Source organism: Terrabacter sp. RAF57 (assembly GCF_052113925.1).
Taxonomy (GTDB): domain Bacteria; phylum Actinomycetota; class Actinomycetes; order Actinomycetales; family Dermatophilaceae; genus Terrabacter.
In genome coordinates, this window is the sequence record NZ_JBFRDT010000002.1 from 590,747 (window position 1) to 610,170 (window position 19,424).

Here is a 19,424-nt window from a genome sequence, read left to right on the forward strand (position 1 = left end):
CGACCCCGTATGCCGTGTCCCCTCCGACACGCGGCATACGGGGTCGGCGACGTCAGGGAGCGGTCTGGACCGCCGGTCGCTCGGCATCCTCATGGCCACCGGATCCGCCTGCGGGACGGAGCTTCTCGCCCTCGATGTCGACGTCTGGCATCGCCCGGTCGAGCCACCGCGGCAGCCACCACGCCTTCTCACCGAGGAACGACATGACCGCCGGCACGAGCGACAGGCGCACGACGAAGGCGTCGACCGCGACACCGAAGGCCAGGGCGAAGCCCATCGACTTGATGATCGGGTCATCGACGAGGACGAAGCCGGCGAAGACCGACATCATGATGAGCGCCGCGGCGACGACGACCCGCGCACCGTGGCCCACGCCCGCGACGACCGCCTCGCGCGCGGTCTCGCCGTGCACGAAGTCCTCGCGCATGCGCGAGACGAGGAAGACCTCGTAGTCCATGGCGAGGCCGAAGAGGATGCCGATGAGCAGGATCGGCAGGAAGCTGACGAGCGGCCCCGCGGTGTCGAGCCCCACGAGCGAGGACAGCCAGCCCCACTGGAAGATCGCGACGGTCGCCCCGAACGCGGCGCCGATCGTCAGGAGGAAGCCGAGGGTCGCCTTGAGCGGCACGAGCAGCGACCGGAACATCAGCATGAGCAGGACAAAGCCGAGGCCGACGACGACGAGCAGGTAGACGGGTAGGGCCGCGGAAAGCTTGTCGGACACGTCGACGCCGACCGCCGTGACACCGGTGACCGAGATCTCGGCTCCGGTCGCGCCGGCCGTCACGGCGAGAGCCGAGCGCAGGTCGCGGACGAGGTCGAAGGTCGCCTCAGCCGTGGGGCCGGACTTCGGGATGACGGCGAGGATCGTCGTGCGCCCGTCGGCACTCGTCTGCCCGGGTGCCACGGCGAGCACGTCGGACAGGCCGGTCGCCGCCTTGGCCGCACCGGCCGTGGCCTGCTGGGCCTGCTGCGGGGTGTCGCCGTGGACGACCATGACGAGCCGACCGTTGAAGCCCTCGCCGAAGCCCTCGGAGATGAGGTCGTACGCCACGCGCTTGCTGCTCGTGACGGGGGCGGTGCCGTCGTCGGGCAGGGCGAGGCGCATGCTGGCGGCCGGGAGGGCGATCGCGCCGAGGAGCACGACGCCCGCGACGAGCACCGGCACACGGTGACGGACCGTGAAGCGTCCCCAGGCGAAGCCGCGGTTGCCGGCCCTCTCGTCGAGGTCCGTGCCGGCGGCGTCGGCCCGGCGCTGCCGGCGCGAGAGCACCCGGTCGCCCGCGAAGCCGAGCAGCGCGGGCAGCAGCGTCACGGCCACGAGGACGGCGACGAGCACGGTCCCGGCCGCGGCGAGGCCCATCGCGGTGAGGAACGGGATGCCAACGACCGACAGGCCCGCGAGGGCGATGATGACGGTCAGGCCGGCGAAGACGACGGCGGTGCCGGCGGTGCCGACGGCACGCGCTGCCGCCTCCTGGTGCTCGAGGCCGAGGGCGAGGTTGTGCCGGTAGCGCGAGGTGATGAAGAGCGAGTAGTCGATGCCGACCGCGAGACCGAGCATGAGGGCGAGCACCGGGGTCACGCTCGAGAGCTCGACGGCATGTCCGACGATGAGCAGCCCGATCATGCCGACGCCCACCCCGATGAGCGCGTTGACCATCGTCATGCCCGCCGCGACGAGCGAGCCGAAGGTGATGACGAGCACGACGAGCGCGACGAGGACACCGATGCCCTCGGTCGAGCCGATCTCGGGCGTCGCGAGCAAGGGCTCCCCGCCGGCGGCCACGGCCCAGCCGCTCGGGGCGCCGTCGCCGAGCGCCTCATAGGCAGAGCGCTGTTCGGCGGTCAGCTCGTCGGCCGTCCGGTCGAACTGGACCGTGACGAGGCCGTAGCGGCCGTCCGGGCTGAGCGCCTTGGTGTCGAAGGGGCTCAGGGCACCGACGAATCCCGGGACCTTTCCGGCCCTCGCGACGACGTCGTCGACGACCGCTTTGCCGCCCGGGGCGAGGACGGTCTGGCCATCGGGTGCCCGGACGACGACGGTGCCCGAGGCCCCGCTCGCCTGCGGGAACTCCTTGGCCAGCGCCTCGAGCGCCCGCTGGGACTCCGTGCCGGGGATCGTGACGCTCGAGGTCGGGGCGCTGCCGAGGGTCAGCAGCACACCGGCGAGCACGGCGAGCAGGACGAACCAGGCGGACGTGACGACGCCGCGACGACCGAACGCGAAGCGTCCGATCCGGTAGAGCAGGGTGGCCATCGGGGTGACTCCAAGGGGTCTCGAGGTGCTTCGGTGCCGGGCGTCACTGACCAGCGTTCCTCAAGTTAACCGTTCGGCTAACTCGATGACAAGCCGATCGGCTAGCTCCGCTAGGGTGACGCCCACCACGCCACGCCCGTCGACGGGACGCCGACCGCGACCTCGCAGCCGACGGCCTACACCCGCGTGGACGACCGACGAGGAGGCGACCATGGCGCGACCCCAGGCCCCGCGGGGCCACGGCCGCCGGCGCGTCATCGAGGCTGCCGTCGAGCTCTTCGCCGAGCACGGCGTGACGGGGACGTCGTTGCAGATGATCGCCGACCACCTCGGGGTCACCAAGGCGGCCGTCTACTACCAGTTCCACGCCAAGGAGGACATCGTCCTGGCCGTCCTCGAGGAGGCGCTCGTCGACATGACGGCCTTCGTCTCGGCCGCAGAGGCGGAGGCGACCCCCGACGCGGCCGCGACCGCAGCGCTGCGGGGGCTCGTCGACCTCATGATCGGCCACCGCCAGGTCGTCGCCGCACTGATGCGCGACCCCGAGGTCGAGCGCATCATGGCCGGCCACGACGACCTCAACTCGCTCATCGGACGGCTGACCTCCCTGCTGCTCGGGCCCTCGCCCGACCTGCGCCGGCGGATCGCCGTCTCCGTCGTCGGGGCCGGCGTCGCCCAGGCCGGGATCGACCCGATGCTCGCCGACGTCGACGACGAGACGCTGCGCGCCGAGCTGCTCCGACTCGGGCCGGCGATGCTCCCCCACGACTGATGCCGGCGGCTCAGAGGTCGCTGAGGTCGACCGCGGTCAGGCCCCAGATGACGAGCACGTCGAGGGCGATGATGATGATCCCCCAGAGCGGATAGTGCGGCAGCCACAGGAAGTTCGCGAGTGCCGACAGCACCGCGAGCGCGACGCCGACCGACCGGGCCAGCAGGCTGCCGGTGAAGATGAAGCCGCCCGCGACGGCCGCCGACAGGCCGATGACCATGTGGAACCAGCCCCACGCGGTCGCGTTGAAGGTGAAGACGTAGCTCGGCGTGCTGACGTAGAACTCTGGGCCGTTGACGACGGCGACGAGCCCCTCGACGAACTGGAACAGGCCGACGACGAGCATGATCGTCGCGGCGAAGGTGCTCGCGCCGGCGGCCCACAGCGTGCGGGCACGGCGGGTGGGGGCGGTGGGACTGGCGCCTGCCATGGCGTCCTCCGTTCAGGTTGCTTTCTCGCGGTCAGGATCGGACGGATGCTGGTGGTGCTGAGGGCCGCTCAGGCGAAGACCCCCTCGCGCAGCTCCTCGCGCACACGCACCGCGTCCTGGATGGCCTGCATCTGCTCGTCCGTGCACTCGAGGTCGTAGACGTCGCGGATGAACTCAGGCAGGTCGGCCCGGTAGTCGTGCGCCCAGGCCCTGAACGAGCCCGGCACCTGCGCGTTCTTCATGTCGATGAGCGTCTGGAAGAAGGTCGTGACGGGACGCCACCGCATCCCCGCGGGTATGCCGCGTGGCGACCGCATCGGCACGTCCTCGCGGCGCGGTCGGTCGGGTCCCAGCCAGGCGGGCCTGCGGTTGAGCAGGTCGGGGCCGAACTTCGTCACGCCGTCGTTGTCGTGGCTGAGCAGCACGTAGCGCAGCCGGTCCCGGGTCTCCTGTCCGAGAGCGACGAGCTGCTCGTGGTCGTTGACGACGGTGACGAGGCTCGCGTCGACGTCGGGGCGCGGCGCCCCGGTGACCTCGTGCATCCACTTGCTGGCCCCCGGGGTGCCGATCCACAGGGCCCGGTCGATCCCGAGCGCCTGGGGCCCCAGGGTCCCCCAGCCGAGCAGCACGTCCTGGCTCGTGTGCGCACCGAGCGACTCGCCGAAGAGCACGACCTCGGGCCGCTCGTCGGGGGCCATGGCGCGCACTCGCTGGAGGATGTGCAACCACAGCAACCGGTTCTGCTCGCGCGCGTCGCGGACCTTGCCGAGCGACAGCGGCGACGGGCGCTTGGAGTACTGCATCGTGACGCTCGCGACGTCGCCGCGGGTGAGGTACTGGGCGGCGGCGATCGCGACGTAGTTGACGTAGCCCGTCCCGGTGGGCGACACGAGCATGAGCAGCGAGCGCGACCAGGCGTCGGTGCGGTCCATCTCGGCGATCGCGAGCTCGACGCGCTCGGTCGGGGTCGCCGCACTGTCGAGGCCGACGAAGACCTGCACGGGGTGCGCGCGGGCGGGCTCGCCCATCACCGTCGCGATCGACAGGTCCGGCGGGGTCCTGCCGTCCGGGAGCGCCAGCGGGTGCGCGACGGGTGCGGGGCGCACATAGGTGACGGCGTGCCGGCGGCCCTCCCGCCCCAAGGACTCCCACGACACGAGGCTCGCCGGGTCACCGCTCGTCATCGGATCGGTCCAGACGCCGGGTGCCGCCTGCATCCACGGGTCCACCGTCGTCGTCACGGCCTCGATCCGCTGCATGACGCGCGTCCAGAGGGCGCTGACGGCGATGCCGGCGCCGGCCATGAAGGCGGCGTGCGAGACGAGCTGCCAGGCGAGCCCGGCGCCCGGTGTCTGCCCGGGGGCGAGCCGGCGCACCTGCTCGGCGGTCCACCGCTCGACCCAGCCTGCTCCGTAGAGCACCGCGAGGACCCCGCCGCCGGCTGCGAGCCCCCGGAGGGTGGGCACGTCTTCCCCGGTGTCGAGTCCGGCCTCCGAGCCGGACTCGCGCTGGACGCGCTCGATGAGGGCCGACGTGGCCAGACCCACGGGGATCGACAGCGGGAGGGCCGCGAGGCGCCCGTCGGCACCGACGGCGCGGTCGAGCCGACGCACCCCGGCCGTCGCCCCGATGAGCACCGATCCGCACAGGCCCGTGGCGCCCATCCGCCAGGCGCCCTGCCGTAGCAGGCCGTCCTTCGCCGTCGCGACGCCGCGCCGGTCGAGATACGCCGCGAGACCGAGTCCCAACGGCGCCATGACCAGCTCGCACCCGAGGGTTGCGGCCGACCGGCGGCGTTCGACGGACCAGCTGTCGGGGAAGACCGCCCACGTGGCGGCGGCGCTCGCCACGACGTCGATGACGTCCTGGGAGGAGAGCGCGACGAGGTAGTGGGCGCCCGTCGACAAGCCGGTGATGATCCMCTGGTCCTGCCAGGAGCGCTTCGACAGCGACGGCGCGAGCGTCGACGGGGTGACGAAGGAGGCCATGACGAGGCCGACCTTCTGCCCGGTGTGGACGAAGTCCGACTGCTCCATGAGCCCTCCCCGGCACTGACCAGCTGCAGGTGGACCTGACGTCGCACCCGCCCACCTTCGAGCATGGTCACGTGGGGACTGGTTGCGCTCACCCCTCCAGGGTGATCTTCCGGCGCGTCGGGCGGCCTTCTGCGCCAACGGGTGCCCAACGGGCCTCAGGCGTGAGCATCATGGATCCATGACTGCGAACGTCGAGGTCGACCCGCCCACCGCTCCGACCTCCGTGCCTGCGGCGCTGACCCATCTGGAGTCCACGGACGGCCGGTCCTTCGTCGCCCGCGGCCCCGGGAGCGAGCGCCCGCTGCCGGGTGACTACCTCGAGCTCGACGACGAGGACGGCATCCTCGCGTTCGTCGAGGAGGTCACGGACGAGGCGTCGGGCGTCGGCTTCGCCGCCACCGGCACGCTGGTGCAGGTCGGGAGTGGCTCCGGTTCGCGGCGACCCGCGGACTCGCCGCGGCACGAGGTCCCGGTCCGGCCGACCCGGCCCGACACCGTGCAGCGGCTGCTGTCGGGCGGCGACCCCCGGCTGCACCTCGGCCACCTCGCGGGCCAGGAGTCGGTGGGCGTCGCGCTCGTGCCCAACCGCCTCAACCGACACACGTTCTGGTGCGGACAGAGCGGCTCCGGCAAGACGTACGCCCTCGGCGTGCTGCTCGAGCGGATTCTCCTGACGACCCGCCTCCCCATGGTCGTCTTCGACCCCAACAGCGACTTCGTGCGCCTCCACGAGCAGGCCGTCCAGGCCGGCGCGGAGGACGAGCAGGCCGACGCACTCCATGACCGTGAGGTCGTCATCCTGCGGCCTGACGACGAGCAGAACCCGCTGCGGGTGCGCTTCACCGAGCTCACGTCCCGGGCCAAGGCCGCGGTCCTGCGTCTCGACCCGGTCGTCGACCGGGCCGAGTACAACGCGCTGCTGCGCCTCTTCGGAGGAGACTTCCAGACCGTGGACGCGGGTCAGATCGTCCCGTACCTGCGCTCGCTCGGCGACCCGGACGCCGAAGCCCTGGCGCAGCGCCTCGAGAACCTCGGCCTCACCGAGTGGACGAGGACCTGGGCGTTCGGCGCCACGGCCGTCACGGACGTCATCGAGCGCCGACCGGCCGCGACGGTCGTCGACCTCGGTGGCTACGATCGTCCCGAGGAGCAGCTCACCGTGGCGCTCGCCGTCCTCGACGACCTGTGGGCCCGGCGCACCGAACGCCGCCCCCTCCTCATCGTCGTCGACGAGGCGCACAACCTCTGCCCACCGGAGCCCGAGACCCCCCTCGGAGTCGCGGTGCGCGACCGGCTCATCCAGATCGCCGCGGAGGGCCGCAAGTACGGTCTCTGGCTGCTCCTGTCGACCCAGCGTCCCTCGAAGGTGCACCCGGGCGTCGTGTCCCAGTGCGACAACCTGACACTGATGCGGATGAACTCGCGGGACGACCTCGACCAGCTGGCGTCGGTCTTCGGGTTCGTGCCTCGCGGGCTGCTCGCCCAGGCCGCCCGCTTCCGTCAGGGTGAGGCCCTGCTCGCCGGTGGCTTCGTCCCGATGCCGAGCGTGGTGCAGGTCCGTGGACGCATCACCCCCCAGGGCGGCACCGACGTCCCGGTGCCGATGCCCTGAGCGCACGACCTCGGGCGCCGGCCCGGCACCGACGCGTCAGGCCGGGGGCGGAGGTGCCAGTGCCGGGAAGGCGATGGCCTCGCCCTCGATGCGCAGCCGGAGCTCGGTGCCCTTGGCGGCGATGAACGCGTTGGAGTGGCGGATGCTGATGATCTCGCCCTCTCGCGCGAGCGCCGATGTCTCACAACCTGGTTCGCGGCTCGAGGTCAGCTCGAGACGGACCGTGCTCTCGGGACCGAAGTAGTCGGTGTCGACGACGACGCCGCGGATCGGACCGTGCTCGTCGACGCGGATCTGCTCCGGTCGGAGCATGAGCTGCACCCGGCCGCGGAGGGTCGTCGCCGCGAGCGGGACGGCCCCGAGCGAGCACGTCGCCGTGTCGCCGTCGACCCACGCCTCGAGCATCACGGCGTCGCCGAGGAACTCGGCCGTGGCCCGGTCGACGGGTCGCGTGTAGACCTCGAGGGGGCTGTCGACCTGCGCGAGCAGACCGTCGCGCATCACGGCGACCTGGTCGGCGAAGCTCAGGGCCTCGGCCTGGTCGTGGGTCACGAGGACGGTCGTGATGCCGGCGTCGTGCAGCACCTTGGCCACGGTGCGCCGGGTCGCGACCCGCAGACCCGCATCGAGGGCCGAGAAGGACTCGTCGAGGAGCATGAGCTCGGGTTCGCGGGCGAGCGCCCGGGCGAGCGCCACCCGCTGCTGCTGCCCGCCCGAGATCTCGTGGGGTCGCCGCGCCGCCAGACCGCTGTCGAGCGAGACCATCTCGAGCAGCTCCGCGACCCGCGCCTGCACGGCCTTGCGCCCCCCGGTGAGGTCGGAGGCGTCGATGCCGAAGGCGATGTTCTGGCCGACGGTGAGGTGCGGGAAGAGGGCGCCGTCCTGGGCGACGTAGCCGACGTCGCGGTGGTGCGCGGGCACCCAGGCCTCCTCACCGGCGAGCGCGCGCCCGCTCAGGGTGACCGAGCCCGCGTCGGCGCGCTCGAAGCCGGCGATGAGCCGCAACAGGGTCGTCTTGCCCGAGCCCGACGGACCGACGATGGCCGTCGTGCTGCCCGGGTCGACCGACAGCGTGACGCCGCGCAGCACCTGCTGCGGGCCGAAGCTCTTCGTCAGTCCCGTGACCTCGAGACGGCCCCGGGCCGACGGGTCGTGGTAGTCGACCGCCGCGTGCGGGGAGGTCGACGGGGGGGTCGTGGTCATTGTCCGGCCGCTTTCTTCGACTGCTGGAAGAGCAGGTAGGTCATCGGCGCCGAGAGCACGACCATGAGCAGGGCGTAGGGTGCGGCGCCGGCGTAGTCGATCTCGCTGCTCTTGGCCCAGAACTCCGTCGCGAGGGTACGCGTGCCGTTCGGGGCGAGCAGGAGGGTCGCCGTCAGCTCGTTGACGATGGCGAGGAAGACGAGGGCCGCTCCCCCGGCCGCGGCCGGCGCCGTGAGCCGCAGCGTGACCCGGACGAAGGCACCGAGGGGACGCACCCCGAGCGCCTGCGCGGCCTCCTCGAGCTCCCGCGGCGCCTGCGCGAGCCCCGAGCGGAGACTGACGAGGGCACGCGGCAGGAAGAGCAGCACGTAGGCAGCGACCAGGACGACGGCCGTCTGGTAGAACGCCGGCAGGAAGCGGATGCTCACGGTGACGAAGGCGAGGCCGACGACGATGCCGGGCATCGAGCTCGTGATGTAGTTGGACAGCTCGAGGGAGCGGGTGAACCAGCTCGGTCGCCGCACGGCGAGGAAGGCCATCGGGAAGGCGACGAGCGTCGTCGCCGCCGCGCCGGCCACGCCGTAGAGCAGCGTCTGGAGCAGGGCCGGGACGAGCTCGTCGGGCGCCCAGATCTCCGATCCGCCGAGCACGACCCACCGGAGCACGAACCACATCGGGACGCCGACGGCGAGCACGACGAGGAGCAGGAGCGCGAGCTGAGCCGGCACGTGGAGCCGGCGGAGCGGCAGACGCCCCGGGGCCGCCTGGCCGCCGGAGCCGACGCGGGCGTAGCGCGCGGTACCGCGGCTGCGGACCTCGGCGACGAGCAGCAGGAGACACAGGACGACGAGGACGCTGGCGAGCATGTTGCCGGCGGCGCCGTTGAAGGTCGACTGGTACTGCACCATGATCGCCGTCGTGAAGGTGTCGAAGCGGATCATCGCGAAGGCGCCGTACTCGGCGAGCAGGTGCAGTCCGACGAGCAGCGCGCCGCCCGTCATCGCGAGCCGCAGCTGGGGCAGCACGACCCGGCGGAAGACCTGCCACGGGCCGAGCCCGAGGGAGGCCGCGGACTCCTCGAGCGACGGGTCGAGGCGGCTCAGGGTCGCCGCGGCCGGGATGTAGACGAGCGGGAAGTACGACAGCACCGAGATGAGCACGCCCGACCACAGGCCGGCGAGCGACGGCACGGCCGAGACCCAGCCGTAGCTGTTGACGAACGCGGGGATGGCGAGCGGCGCGGCCAGCGCGAGGGCCCAGAAGCTGTTGCCGCGCAAGGCGGTCCGCTCGACGAGCCAGGCGCCACCGACGCCGAGGACGAGGCACAGCGGCACCGAGACGGCCATGAGCAGGATGGTGTTGAGCAGCAGCTCACCGACGCGCGCCCGGAAGATGAGACTGACCGCGGTGTCCCACCCGGTGGCGACCGTCATCGCGATGACGTAGCCGAGGGGCACGAGCGAGAAGAGCGCGATGAGCACGGCGATGACCGCGAGGGCGGGTGGTCGCCGACGCCCGGACGCCGGGCCCGGGCGGGTGCCCGGGCCCGGCGTGGGAGCCGTGCCGGTGCCGGTCGCGCGGGGCGCGCCGGGTGCGGTGAGGTCGGTGGTCACCCGAGAACTACAGCAGACCCGCCTTGGTCATCAGATCGGTGACCGTGGCGGAGTTGAGCTTGGCGGGGTCGACCGTCGGGGCCTGGAGGTCCTTCAGGGGCACGAGCGCCGGGTTGGAGGGCACGTCGGAGCCGATGGCGTACTCGAAGGAGGTGCCCTTCTGCAGGACCTCCTGCCCGGCCTTGCCGGTGACGAACTTCAGGAAGGACTGGGCGGCCGCGGCGTTCTTCGACGCCTTGAGCACGCCACCACCGGAGACGGAGACGAAGGCGCCCGGGTCCTCGTTCTTGAAGTAGTGGGTGCCGACGTTGGCCGAGTTCTCGCCGGTCTTCGCCTGGTCCCCGTAGTAGTAGTAGTGGTAGATCAGCGCGGTCTCGACCTCGCCGGAGTTGACCGCCTTCATCGCGGTGCTGTTGCCCTTGTAGGCCTTGGCGTTGGTCTTCATCGCGGTGAGCCAGTCGTTCGTCACGGTCTCGCCCTTGAGCTCGAGCAGCGCCGAGACGATGGCCTGGAAGTCGGCGCCCGACGGCGAGGCCGCCCAGCGGCCCTTCCACTCGGGCTTGGCGAGGTCGAGCATCGAGGCGGGGAGCTGGTTCTCCTGAAGCTTGCGCTTGTCGTAGACGAGGACCGTCGAGCGGGCCGCGATCCCGGTCCACTTGCCGGTGGACGGGCGGAACCCGACCGGGACCTGGTCGAGGGTGGCCTTGTCGACATCGGCGAAGAGGCCGGCGTTCTCGACCTGGGTCATGGCGGGGCTGTTCTCGGTGAGGAAGACGTCGGCCGGCGACGCCGCGCCCTCCTGGACGATCTGGTTGGACATCTCCGAGTCGTCGCCGTTGCGGACGGTGACCTTGATGCCGGTCTGCTTCGTGAACGCGTCGACCCATTCCTTCGTCAGGCTCTCGTGCTGAGCGTTGTAGACGGTGATGCTGCCCGTTCCGTCGGTCGAGCCGCTGCCGGACGAGCCGGAGCCGCAGGCCGTCAGGGCGAGGGCGCCGACGGCCGCGAGCGCGACGCCGATGGTGGTGCGGGGGCGGGAGGTCATGTGAGCTGCCTTCGTGGATCCGGAGGGGCGCGCCGGTCCCGTCGGACGGCGCGCCTGAGTAGGTAAGCCTTACCTTACACACGGTCGGGAGTGTCTCCGTCCACCCCCCGGGGCGCCCACTAGGCTCATCCCATGCGCCGGACCATCGTCTCCCTCGTCGACGACCTCGACGGCACCGAGGCCGCCGAGACCGTCACCTTCGGCATCGACGGGGACTCCTTCGAGATCGACCTCTCGGAGGCGAACGCCGACGCCCTCCGCTCGACGCTCGACGACTGGGTGGCCCGGGCTCGGCGGGCCGGGGACGAGCGCCGGACGCACACGGCGCCCGCGCGGTCGACGACGGTGCTGCCCGCGGTGGGCGAGTCCCGCAACGCGCTGATCCGGGCCTGGGCGGCCGAGACGGGACACCACGCCCCCGCCCGTGGCCGGATCCCGCAGGCCGTGGTCACCGCGTACGACGACGCCCACCGCTAGCCGCTCGTCCGGGCGGCCGGACCCCTGCGCTTCGCCAGCGGGCGGACCGTCGGCCGTTAGGCCTGTGGACGGTCGTGGAACTCCTGCTCGGTCACCCGCTTGCCGTAGAGCCAGTACTGCACGGAGCCGTCCTCGGCCTCGACGGCCGGGCCGTCGAGCCGGTGCAGCCGCGCCGCGATGAAGTAGAGGGTGTCCCCGCGCGCGACGATCACCTTGTCGTAGCCGCCGGTGGGGTGTCGGGTTCCGCTTCTCCAGTCGGGCTGCGACGTCACGGTGCTGGGGTCTCCGGATCTGTGGGGTCGAACGGTCAGGGCGTGGGGTTCAGGGTACTGCGCCCCTCGTCAGTGGCTCTCGCGGCCGGACAGCTGGCGCGTCAGAGCGCCCCGCAGCTCGTCGAGAGGCCGGTCGGCGGCGAGCGCCTCGGTGACGAGCTCGGCCTGCGTCCGCGGCGACAGACCGTCGACCGGCTGGTCGCGGTCGAGGTTCGTCGGGAACGCGTACCCCTCCGCGCTCGCGGCGACGACGTTGCCGATCTCCCGCTGCTGCATCCCGGCAGAGCGCGCAGCAACCAACGCCGGGTGGATCGCCTCGACGACCCGCGCCCGGTCGACGGTCTCCATCGCCCGGCCGAAGGCCGAGCTGACCTGCAGCAGGTTGGCCATCCGGCGCACGTCCGTCGTGTGGTTCGTGCCGGCGGCGTGGAGCAGCGCGGGGTTGAAGAAGACGGCGTCGCCGGCCGACAGCGGCAGCTGCACGTGGTGGGCCACGAAGTACGCCTGGAAATCCGGCTGCTGGTAGGCGACGTAGCCGTGCGTGTACTTCTGGCTGTGCGGCAGGTAGAGCGTCGGACCGGACTCCACCGGCATGTCGACGTGCGCGACCGCTCCCTGCAGGGTCAGCGCCTGCGAGAGCGCGTGCACGTGCGACGGGTAGCGGGCGCACGTCTCGGCGGACTGGAAGCCGAGGTGGTAGTCGCGGTGCACCGTCTGCCCGGCGCCGCCGGGGTTGACGACGTTGAGCTGTGAGGTGACTTGGTAGCCCGGCCCGAGCCAGGCCTGCGCAGCGAGCGCGACGGCGTCATTGGCGTAGTAGTCGACGAACGCCCCGGGGTCGGCCACGGCGAGCTTCTCGAGGGCGTTCCAGATGCGGTCGTTGGCGCCCGGCTTGGCGAAGTGGTCACCCGCCGCCGTGCCGCTCGCGCGCTGCTCGGCGATCATCCACTCGAAGGCTGCGGTCGCCCGGTCGAGGGGCTCGGCCTCGAAAGCGCCTGCCAGGACGACGATTCCGGGGCCGACGGAGAAGGCCCGCGCCAGCTCGGCCTGGATGTCACGCCGTGTCACGTCGTCCGCTGCCTCATGCCGCAGCGTGGCCCAGTCGTAGACGGGGACCTCCTGCTCGACGCGGGCTGCGTGCGGGTAGTCGGCGAGGTCGGTCCGCTCGACGAGCACCTCGAGCAGGTCGGACAGCTGGGCGTCCTCGGGACGGATCCAGCCGGTGCGTGAGCTGGTCGGCGTGATGGCCATGGTGCCCTCCTCGGGCGGATCGACGGTGATCGGGGTCCGACCGTGCGCCGCCCGGAGCAGCGCTGGCCGTGCCTCAAGGATGCGGGCCACGGCGGGGGCGGCGACCCACCGGATGACCTCAGAAACACCTCAGGCGCGTTCCCTCGGGACTACGCTCCGGGGATGGTTCAGCACCGCGCGCGGTCGCACCGCGTCCGCGACATCGCCGAGCAGTCGGGGCTGTCGGAGGCGACGATCGACCGGGTGCTCCACGGCCGGGCTGGGGCGAGCGCGCGCGCCGTGCGCGCCGTCGAGCAGGCCGTGCTCGACCTCGATCGCCAGCAGACCCAGCTGCGCCTCGCGGCCCGCACGCTCCTGCTCGACGTCGTCGTCCAGGCGCCGACGCGCTTCAGCACGGCAGTCCGGTCGGCGCTCGAGGAGGAGCTGCCCGCGCTGCGCCCGGCCGCGGTCCGAGCGCGCTTCCACCTGCGTGAGAACGCCGACGTCGCGGCCGCCGTCGAGGTGCTCGACAGCCTCGGCCGGCGCGGGCGCGTCTGCCACGGCGTCGTGCTCAAGGCGCCGGACGACCCGGCCGTGGCCGCGGCCGTGGGCCGCCTCACCGACCGCGGCATCCCCGTCGTCACGCTTGTCACCGACGTCCGCGACAGCGCTCGGGTGGCGTACGTGGGGCTCGACAACGCCGCGGCCGGCGCCACCGCCGCCTACCTGGTGTCCCAGGTGCTCGGCGACCGGCCCGGTGACGTGCTGCTGAGCCTCAGCCGGTCGTTCTTCTTCGGCGAGCGAGAACGGGCCGAGGCGTTCACGGTCGCCCTCGGTCGTCTGGCACCCGACCGGCGCGTCCACACGATCACCGACAGCGACGGGCTCGACGCGACGATGTCCGCGCTCGTCTCCGACGTGCTCCGGTCGGAGCCGGAGGTGCGCGCCGCCTACTCGGTCGGCGGCGGCAACCGAGCCATCTCGGCGGCCTTCGTCGCGGCCGGCCGGTCACCCGGTGTCTTCATCGGCCACGACCTCGACGAGGACAACCTCGACCTGCTGCGCTCCGGGGTGCTCACCGCCGTGCTCCACCACGACCTCCACGCCGACATGCGGGCCGGCGTGCGTCAGGTCATGCGTGCCCACCGCCTCGTGCCCGGGGCACCCACGTCGGTCGCGGCCAACGTCGAGGTCGTGACGGCATACAACATCCCCCCGCGCATCCCCGCGCACTGACGTCCCGGGGGGTGTCGAGATCCTCTCCGACGAGCACCGGGCCCACCCGGGTGGGTGAGGCACTTCGACGGGCGCCAGCAGCGCCCGCCTCGTGCTCGAGACGACACACGCACCAACCTCGTGACGTGACGCCGGCTCACCGGGTGGCGCGGGCCACCCGGTGAGCCGGCAGTGGGACGAGCTCCTGGGCGCCCGCTCACGGCGGCGGAGCGCGCTCCCGGCCACGGTCGACGGGACCGCCGTCCCCCCGCACGGCGCGTTGCGTCTCCTCCCGGCGGCCGTCCTCGAGGCGCCTGCGCTCGCGAGGAGCACCGCCGGGGCGGTCGGGTCGGCAGGGCGAGCCGACGGGCGGCCACCCGGCGCCGACGATCGCCTCGAACTCGGCGCGCAGCAGCTCGTCGTCGCCGCAGACGAGGGCCATGAAGACCTCGTCGACGTCGGCGACCACCTCGGTGCGTGTGACCATGACCGTCACATCCCTCAGGCGGTGATGGTCTTCCGGTCGTCGGCGTCGTGCGAGATCTCGATCCTGCGCGGCTTGGCGCGCTCAGCCACCGGGATCGCGAGCCGCAGCACGCCGGCGTCGTAGTTGGCGCGGATGTGCTCGGTGTCGAGGCTGTCGCCCAGCACGAGCTGGCGGCTGAACACGCCACGCGGCCGCTCGGCGGCGACGAGGTCGGCATCGCTCGCGCGGGTGGGACGTTCGGCCTTGACCGTCACCACGTTGCGTTCGACGTCGAGGTCGATCGACTGCGGGTCCACGCCCGGCAGGTCCAGCTCGACGTGGAACGTGTCTCCATCTCGCCAGGCGTCCATCGGCATGGCCGAGGGCCTGGCCAGCGTGCCGCTGGTCCCGAGGGCCAGCTGGGCCACCCGGTCGAGGTCCCGGAAGGCCTCACGGAAGGGGTCAGTGCGCATCAGCATCGTCGTCACCTCCATCATGTCCAGATGCTCCATGGTGGCCACGACCGCATCTCACGAGTCGTGGCATGCGCTGTAGGAATGTTGTAGCACCGACGAGTTCGTCTGTGCAAGATCATGATTCGCAGATTTCAGTGACCCGACCCTGTTCACCGGGACAGAGCCCTCCCCGGGTCGATCCGTGTCTCGTGCCAGCCGGGCGCCCTCGGGCGGCATCCGCGCGCTGGGCAGCGACTTGGCCTCGGCGCCGAAGCACGCGACGATGTCGCCATGGCGAAGTCTGGGGGTGGTCCGCGGTTCCTCAAGCGCCGCGGTGACGAGCTCACGGTCAAGGACGGCGAGGGCAACAAGCACCAGGCGACGCTCGAACGCGTCGACGCCGACTCGACGCAGGAGGACGGCTCGTTCGTGCTGGGCTACTGCAAGAGCTGCGACTGGACGGGCCCGGCCCGTCGGGCTCGGGACAAGGCCCGCAAGGACGCGCTCGCGCACTCCGACGAGTGCCCGAGCAAGGGCAAGGTCCGGCTCGGCGTCAGCGAGAACGATCCCCGGTAGGACCTCGCCGGCATCACCCGCTGCGCGTCGACCGTCGCGACCACCTCGCCGAGGCCTTGACTGCTCGCAGAACTGGTGGGCGTCACTCGGGGCTGTCCGGGCTGTGGAGCTCGCCGGTCTCTGCAAGTGTGAGCGCCACCCTGTGAAGCTTTTCGTTCAGCAGGTTCGACGCCTGGCGCAGGGCATCGAAGGCGTCCTCGGGAGTGAGCTTGAGCCGCTCCATGAGGATCCCCTTGGCCTGGCCGATGACATCCCGGTTCAGCAGTGCCTTGTGCAGGTTCTCGGCCACATCCGCAAGCCCGTCTCTTTCGCGGACCGCCCTTGACGCCATCGAGGCGTGCGCCGCCAGGATCAGCCCGATCTGCTGCGCTTCCTCGCTGAACGCATCCGGCTCGGCGCCATAGGTGTTCAGCGAGGCTCCGCTGCTCCGTGCTGCCTGAGTCACGGTAGCCAAGCGATACGACGCGGCCGAGTGCGCGCCCAGGTCAGCCGGACGCGACGAGAGCGTGGGCCAGCGGTTGTCAGGGAATGACTTCGCGTACACGATCGGGGCGGCCATGGCGTCCAGGCATGGGCCCTCTCGCGCGTCGTACTGCGCCTGGTCGACAGCCGACGCACTCGCGTCCGTCGTAGAGGCCGTGCGATAGGTCCCGTCCTCACCGACCGTGACGCTGGCCATCCGGCACCCTGCGACCGTGCTGACTGCCGTCTCTGCGATGCGCAGGAGGATCGCGTCGTATGAGTCGGCGGCGTAGAGGTTCCCGGCGATGTCGGCGAAAGCTGAGGCCAGGCGCGTCGTGGGCGTGGCCTCCAACCGTCGATCCGTGGCATCCTCGCGCGCTCCAGCCGCGGCATGTCGCTCGGCCCTTGACCCGTCTCGGTCCTGCCGGGCCCGTTCGCGGGCCTCGGCGTCGTCCCGATTCGTCACTGCCCCAGCGGAGTCGCGTGCCAGACCCAGCTCGGCCTCTTTGGCGGCCAGCTCCCGTTCCCGCTGGTCGAGCGCTCGTTCTCGCGCGTCGGCCTTCAGGTCTCGCACGTCGCCGGCCACGTCTCGCTCATCAGCGACCTCGTCACGGCGGTCACCGACGAAGTCGCGCTTCTCAGCGGCCCACCCACGCTCCACCTCGACTGAATGCGTATCCATCGGGTCGCTCCTCTTCGTCGCCGAGCCGTGCTCGACACCAGGCCCGACCCGGCAGTCCCGGGAGGAGCAAACGGGCCGACTTCTGCGTGCGAAGCGGCCCACGCGACCACACAGCGGGGGTGGCGGCAGTCGCCTGCTGCCAGCAGTCCCGCGATGCCTCAACCCTACGACCACCTGGTCGCATTGAGACACTCCGCAGTGACCCGTCAAGGCGACCGTCACTTTTGATGGTCGCCCCGCGGATGCGCTCGACCGACGTCGGGGGAACGAACCACGAAGGGCCCTCCAGGGATCGTCCCGTCCCGGGGAGGCCTTCCGAGGTTGGTGTCGCGTCCGAGCGCGGAGGCTCCGGGTTCACGGCATCCACGATGGCTTTGCCTTCACCGACCAGGATGCCGGCGGTGCGGACCCGCACCGTGCCGAGCAGGACCCGACCGGTGGCGGGCACGGCAGAAGGGCCTCTGGCCGGCGTTTACGCTGGTCAGAGGCCCTTCAGAGCACTGGGTGGCAGGTGAAGGATTCGAACCTTCGTAGCTCTCGCGACGGATTTACAGTCCGTTTCCATTGGCCGCTCGGACAACCTGCCTTGGTGCGTCTGGAAGGATAGCAAGAGATCGGGCGCGGTCCGAAATCGGGCCTCCGGCGACGCTTTCGTCGTGTCCGGACCGCCTCAGCGCACCCGCCCGACAGACCAGACAACAGCATCCGGAAGGACCCCACCGATGGCCGACTCCTCGTTCGACATCGTCAGCAAGTTCGACAAGCAGGAGATCGCGAACGCGGTCAACAGCGCCAGCAAGGAGATCGCGACGCGCTACGACTTCAAGAACGTCGGCGCCTCCGTCGACCTCGCCGGCGAGGTCATCAAGATGAAGGCCAACACCGAGGAGCGCTGCCTCGCAGTGCTCGACGTCGTGCAGACGCACCTCGTCAAGCGCAAGGTCAGCCTCAAGCACCTCGACGTCCCCGAGGCCGGCCCGCGCCTCTCCGGCAAGGAGTACCACCTCGACGCGCCCCTCAAGGAGGGCATCTCCCAGGAGAACGCGAAGAAGATCAACAAGCTGATCCGTGACGAGGGGCCCAAGGGCGTCAAGAGCCAGATCCAGGGCGACGAGCTGCGCGTCTCGAGCAAGTCGCGCGACGACCTCCAGGCCGTCCAGCGGATGCTCCGCGAGGCCGACCTCGACGTCGCGCTGAACTTCACCAACCAGCGCTGAGCGCGCGGGTCCGCCTGCGTGACAGGCGAACCCACCACGACAGGCCACGTATGCCGCCCACCTCGGTGGGCGGCATACGTGCGTCTCAGAGCGGGCGGGCGAGACCGCGCAGGTCGGGGAAGACCTCGACCGCGAGGGCCCACCAGAAGAGGTGGCCGCACAGCTCGGCGTACTCCTGCGGCGTGACCCAGCGCGTCTCGTGGATGCCGTCGTCGCCGTCGGTCAGCTCGGGTCGCACGTCGTCGAGCCGGGTGCGGAAGACCTGGAGGAACGGCTTCTCGCGACCGAAGAGGTTGTCCTCGGTCTTCGGCGTGAACCGCTCGTAGCCGCAAGGGAGCACGTCCGGATGGCGCAGCCGCAGGCCGGTCTCCTCAAACGTCTCGCGCACGGCGTTCTCGACCGGCGTCTCGTCGTCCTCGCGCCAGCCTCCGGGGGAGCCCCACTCGCCGCGACGGACGCTGTGCACCACGACGAAGTCGCCCCGCCGGTCGCGGACGAAGACCATCGCTGCGAGCACCCGGGCCGGGTCCAGCGGGTCGTCGGAGGCGACGAGGTCGACATCACTCGCGCCGTTGGGGAAGGACACGTCGAGGATGCGACGCACCCCCCGGTCACGTTTGCGCTTGCGCAGCCGCAGGCCGGACGCGTTGAGCCGGCGCGCGAGGTCGACCCCGGTCGTCGGCGTCGCGCCGGCGTCGACGGCGTCCTGCCAGCGCCCCTGCGGCACGTCGTAGTGGTCGCCGTCGAACGACCGCGGGTGCAGCTGCGCGGCATGTGCGACGGCGTGCAGCTCGTCGTAGGAGGTGTCGCTGACGAGGTGGGCGAAGAGCCGACCGTGGGCGGGCCAGATCGGCTGGTCGATCCACACGGTCATGCCTCGAAGCCTAGGCCAGGCCCGCCGACGCGTGCCGTCCGGTGCCCTGTGGACGACGCCGGCCGCCTCTCCCCCGTCCGACCTAGCCTCGGACGAACGCGGCCACCGTCCGGTCGGCCCACGATCGAGGAGAGCACCCATGTCCCGTTCCGTCGTTGACACCGAACGCATCGCCGCCGCGGCCGGCGACATCAACCGGCTCGCCGACACCATCACGTCGAGCACCGCCGAACTGCGCGGGCGCCTCGCCGGCATGGGCGCGGACTGGCAGGGCCCGGCCAAGGTCGAGTTCGAGCGCGTCATGCACGACTACCAGCGCATCCAGGCCCAGATGACCGAGGCCCTGGCCGATGTCGGTCGCCTCACCCTCAAGGCGTCGTCGGCCTACGCCGAGCACGAGAACGCGACCCGCGCCCTCTTCGCCCGCTGACCCCCTCCCAGGCGCACGGCATCCGCCCTCCCGATGCCGCCGGGCGTCGGGTCGCGGACGGCGAAGGGCGGCTCCCCCGTGAGGAGGAGCCGCCCTT

Annotated in this window: 19 protein-coding genes and 1 tRNA gene; 7 read left to right on the forward strand and 13 right to left on the reverse strand. The window is 71.6% G+C overall.

Annotated elements, in window-relative coordinates:
* Window positions 1–52: 52 nt before the first annotated feature.
* Entirely contained in the window at window positions 53–2,260 is a 2,208-nt protein-coding gene (locus AB4Y83_RS04645) for an MMPL family transporter (RefSeq protein WP_442296145.1), read from the reverse strand.
* A 211-nt stretch (window positions 2,261–2,471) separates the two neighbouring features.
* Between AB4Y83_RS04645 and AB4Y83_RS04650 the strand changes: the two genes are divergently transcribed.
* Complete coding sequence (locus tag AB4Y83_RS04650; RefSeq protein WP_056771379.1) at window positions 2,472–3,032, forward strand: TetR/AcrR family transcriptional regulator; 561 nt, start codon at window positions 2,472–2,474, stop codon at window positions 3,030–3,032.
* A gap of 10 nt (window positions 3,033–3,042) precedes the next feature.
* On the opposite strand, the gene AB4Y83_RS04655 is transcribed toward AB4Y83_RS04650, so the two are convergent.
* Complete coding sequence (locus AB4Y83_RS04655) at window positions 3,043–3,462, reverse strand: DUF7144 family membrane protein (protein WP_442275295.1); 420 nt, start codon at window positions 3,460–3,462, stop codon at window positions 3,043–3,045.
* Window positions 3,463–3,530: 68 nt separating this feature from the next.
* Window positions 3,531–5,498 (reverse strand): alpha/beta-hydrolase family protein, encoded by a 1,968-nt coding sequence (locus AB4Y83_RS04660; RefSeq protein ID WP_442296146.1) that lies wholly within the window; start codon window positions 5,496–5,498, stop codon window positions 3,531–3,533.
* Window positions 5,499–5,676: 178 nt separating this feature from the next.
* Between AB4Y83_RS04660 and AB4Y83_RS04665 the strand changes: the two genes are divergently transcribed.
* Window positions 5,677–7,110, forward strand: coding sequence for an ATP-binding protein (locus tag AB4Y83_RS04665; RefSeq protein WP_442296147.1), 1,434 nt, complete (start codon window positions 5,677–5,679; stop codon window positions 7,108–7,110).
* Window positions 7,111–7,146: 36 nt separating this feature from the next.
* On the opposite strand, the gene AB4Y83_RS04670 is transcribed toward AB4Y83_RS04665, so the two are convergent.
* Genes AB4Y83_RS04670 through AB4Y83_RS04680 form a run of 3 tightly spaced genes read right to left on the reverse strand, consistent with a single transcriptional unit; the run spans window position 7,147 to window position 10,971 of the window.
* Entirely contained in the window at window positions 7,147–8,313 is a 1,167-nt protein-coding gene (locus AB4Y83_RS04670; protein ID WP_442275298.1) for an ABC transporter ATP-binding protein, read from the reverse strand.
* Window positions 8,310–9,926 (reverse strand): ABC transporter permease, encoded by a 1,617-nt coding sequence (locus AB4Y83_RS04675; RefSeq protein WP_442296148.1) that lies wholly within the window; start codon window positions 9,924–9,926, stop codon window positions 8,310–8,312. The genes AB4Y83_RS04670 and AB4Y83_RS04675 overlap by 4 nt, the downstream gene beginning before the upstream one ends.
* A 7-nt stretch (window positions 9,927–9,933) precedes the next feature.
* Window positions 9,934–10,971, reverse strand: coding sequence for an iron ABC transporter substrate-binding protein (locus AB4Y83_RS04680; protein ID WP_442296149.1), 1,038 nt, complete (start codon window positions 10,969–10,971; stop codon window positions 9,934–9,936).
* 132 nt (window positions 10,972–11,103) lie between these two features.
* Here AB4Y83_RS04680 and AB4Y83_RS04685 point away from each other — a divergent pair, with 132 nt between their 5' ends.
* Complete coding sequence (locus tag AB4Y83_RS04685; protein ID WP_442296150.1) at window positions 11,104–11,448, forward strand: histone-like nucleoid-structuring protein Lsr2; 345 nt, start codon at window positions 11,104–11,106, stop codon at window positions 11,446–11,448.
* Between the two features lie 56 nt (window positions 11,449–11,504).
* Here the strand turns inward: AB4Y83_RS04685 and AB4Y83_RS04690 are convergent, their stop codons facing one another.
* Together AB4Y83_RS04690 and AB4Y83_RS04695 are read right to left on the reverse strand one after the other, a co-directional pair.
* Window positions 11,505–11,720, reverse strand: a complete 216-nt coding sequence (locus tag AB4Y83_RS04690) for a hypothetical protein (RefSeq protein WP_056771396.1) — start codon at window positions 11,718–11,720, stop codon at window positions 11,505–11,507.
* A 69-nt stretch (window positions 11,721–11,789) separates the two neighbouring features.
* Window positions 11,790–12,971, reverse strand: a complete 1,182-nt coding sequence (locus AB4Y83_RS04695; RefSeq protein ID WP_442296151.1) for a phytanoyl-CoA dioxygenase family protein — start codon at window positions 12,969–12,971, stop codon at window positions 11,790–11,792.
* Window positions 12,972–13,133: 162 nt separating this feature from the next.
* Between AB4Y83_RS04695 and AB4Y83_RS04700 the strand changes: the two genes are divergently transcribed.
* Window positions 13,134–14,186, forward strand: coding sequence for a LacI family DNA-binding transcriptional regulator (locus AB4Y83_RS04700; protein WP_442296152.1), 1,053 nt, complete (start codon window positions 13,134–13,136; stop codon window positions 14,184–14,186).
* Window positions 14,187–14,382: 196 nt separating this feature from the next.
* On the opposite strand, the gene AB4Y83_RS04705 is transcribed toward AB4Y83_RS04700, so the two are convergent.
* Window positions 14,383–14,652: a hypothetical protein gene (locus AB4Y83_RS04705; RefSeq protein WP_442296153.1), complete on the reverse strand. Its 270-nt coding sequence runs from the start codon at window positions 14,650–14,652 to the stop codon at window positions 14,383–14,385.
* A 14-nt stretch (window positions 14,653–14,666) separates the two neighbouring features.
* Window positions 14,667–15,110 (reverse strand): Hsp20/alpha crystallin family protein, encoded by a 444-nt coding sequence (locus AB4Y83_RS04710; RefSeq protein WP_442275391.1) that lies wholly within the window; start codon window positions 15,108–15,110, stop codon window positions 14,667–14,669.
* 267 nt (window positions 15,111–15,377) lie between these two features.
* Here AB4Y83_RS04710 and AB4Y83_RS04715 point away from each other — a divergent pair, with 267 nt between their 5' ends.
* The gene (locus AB4Y83_RS04715) at window positions 15,378–15,662 is read left to right on the forward strand and encodes a hypothetical protein (RefSeq protein WP_442275306.1); all 285 of its coding nucleotides are present in this window, start codon (window positions 15,378–15,380) and stop codon (window positions 15,660–15,662) included.
* Window positions 15,663–15,744: 82 nt separating this feature from the next.
* On the opposite strand, the gene AB4Y83_RS04720 is transcribed toward AB4Y83_RS04715, so the two are convergent.
* Together AB4Y83_RS04720 and AB4Y83_RS04725 are read right to left on the reverse strand one after the other, a co-directional pair.
* Window positions 15,745–16,806, reverse strand: a complete 1,062-nt coding sequence (locus tag AB4Y83_RS04720; protein WP_442296154.1) for an ANTAR domain-containing protein — start codon at window positions 16,804–16,806, stop codon at window positions 15,745–15,747.
* Window positions 16,807–17,311: 505 nt separating this feature from the next.
* Window positions 17,312–17,392, reverse strand: a tRNA-Tyr gene (locus tag AB4Y83_RS04725).
* 136 nt (window positions 17,393–17,528) lie between these two features.
* On the opposite strand from AB4Y83_RS04725, the gene AB4Y83_RS04730 reads away from it, so the two are divergent.
* The gene (locus AB4Y83_RS04730) at window positions 17,529–18,023 is read left to right on the forward strand and encodes a YajQ family cyclic di-GMP-binding protein (protein ID WP_256794589.1); all 495 of its coding nucleotides are present in this window, start codon (window positions 17,529–17,531) and stop codon (window positions 18,021–18,023) included.
* Between the two features lie 85 nt (window positions 18,024–18,108).
* On the opposite strand, the gene AB4Y83_RS04735 is transcribed toward AB4Y83_RS04730, so the two are convergent.
* Window positions 18,109–18,897: a DUF4031 domain-containing protein gene (locus AB4Y83_RS04735; protein ID WP_442296155.1), complete on the reverse strand. Its 789-nt coding sequence runs from the start codon at window positions 18,895–18,897 to the stop codon at window positions 18,109–18,111.
* Window positions 18,898–19,036: 139 nt separating this feature from the next.
* Here AB4Y83_RS04735 and AB4Y83_RS04740 point away from each other — a divergent pair, with 139 nt between their 5' ends.
* On the forward strand, window positions 19,037–19,327 hold the full coding sequence (locus AB4Y83_RS04740; protein WP_057587463.1) for a WXG100 family type VII secretion target: 291 nt from the start codon (window positions 19,037–19,039) through the stop codon (window positions 19,325–19,327).
* Window positions 19,328–19,424 lie beyond the last annotated feature (97 nt).

What these genes read in the sequence shown, in the direction of transcription:
- AB4Y83_RS04705 (WP_442296153.1), bottom strand. Translation starts at nt 14,652, where the DNA reads ATGGTCACACGCACCGAGGTGGTCGCCGACGTCGACGAGGTCTTCATG.
- AB4Y83_RS04650 (WP_056771379.1), top strand. Translation starts at nt 2,472, where the DNA reads ATGGCGCGACCCCAGGCCCCGCGGGGCCACGGCCGCCGGCGCGTCATC.
- AB4Y83_RS04720 (WP_442296154.1), bottom strand. Translation starts at nt 16,806, where the DNA reads ATGGATACGCATTCAGTCGAGGTGGAGCGTGGGTGGGCCGCTGAGAAG.
- AB4Y83_RS04710 (WP_442275391.1), bottom strand. Translation starts at nt 15,110, where the DNA reads ATGCTGATGCGCACTGACCCCTTCCGTGAGGCCTTCCGGGACCTCGAC.
- AB4Y83_RS04715 (WP_442275306.1), top strand. Translation starts at nt 15,378, where the DNA reads ATGGCGAAGTCTGGGGGTGGTCCGCGGTTCCTCAAGCGCCGCGGTGAC.
- AB4Y83_RS04700 (WP_442296152.1), top strand. Translation starts at nt 13,134, where the DNA reads ATGGTTCAGCACCGCGCGCGGTCGCACCGCGTCCGCGACATCGCCGAG.
- AB4Y83_RS04695 (WP_442296151.1), bottom strand. Translation starts at nt 12,971, where the DNA reads ATGGCCATCACGCCGACCAGCTCACGCACCGGCTGGATCCGTCCCGAG.
- AB4Y83_RS04645 (WP_442296145.1), bottom strand. Translation starts at nt 2,260, where the DNA reads ATGGCCACCCTGCTCTACCGGATCGGACGCTTCGCGTTCGGTCGTCGC.
- AB4Y83_RS04670 (WP_442275298.1), bottom strand. Translation starts at nt 8,313, where the DNA reads ATGACCACGACCCCCCCGTCGACCTCCCCGCACGCGGCGGTCGACTAC.
- AB4Y83_RS04730 (WP_256794589.1), top strand. Translation starts at nt 17,529, where the DNA reads ATGGCCGACTCCTCGTTCGACATCGTCAGCAAGTTCGACAAGCAGGAG.
- AB4Y83_RS04735 (WP_442296155.1), bottom strand. Translation starts at nt 18,897, where the DNA reads ATGACCGTGTGGATCGACCAGCCGATCTGGCCCGCCCACGGTCGGCTC.
- AB4Y83_RS04685 (WP_442296150.1), top strand. Translation starts at nt 11,104, where the DNA reads ATGCGCCGGACCATCGTCTCCCTCGTCGACGACCTCGACGGCACCGAG.
- AB4Y83_RS04655 (WP_442275295.1), bottom strand. Translation starts at nt 3,462, where the DNA reads ATGGCAGGCGCCAGTCCCACCGCCCCCACCCGCCGTGCCCGCACGCTG.
- AB4Y83_RS04680 (WP_442296149.1), bottom strand. Translation starts at nt 10,971, where the DNA reads ATGACCTCCCGCCCCCGCACCACCATCGGCGTCGCGCTCGCGGCCGTC.
- AB4Y83_RS04740 (WP_057587463.1), top strand. Translation starts at nt 19,037, where the DNA reads ATGTCCCGTTCCGTCGTTGACACCGAACGCATCGCCGCCGCGGCCGGC.
- AB4Y83_RS04665 (WP_442296147.1), top strand. Translation starts at nt 5,677, where the DNA reads ATGACTGCGAACGTCGAGGTCGACCCGCCCACCGCTCCGACCTCCGTG.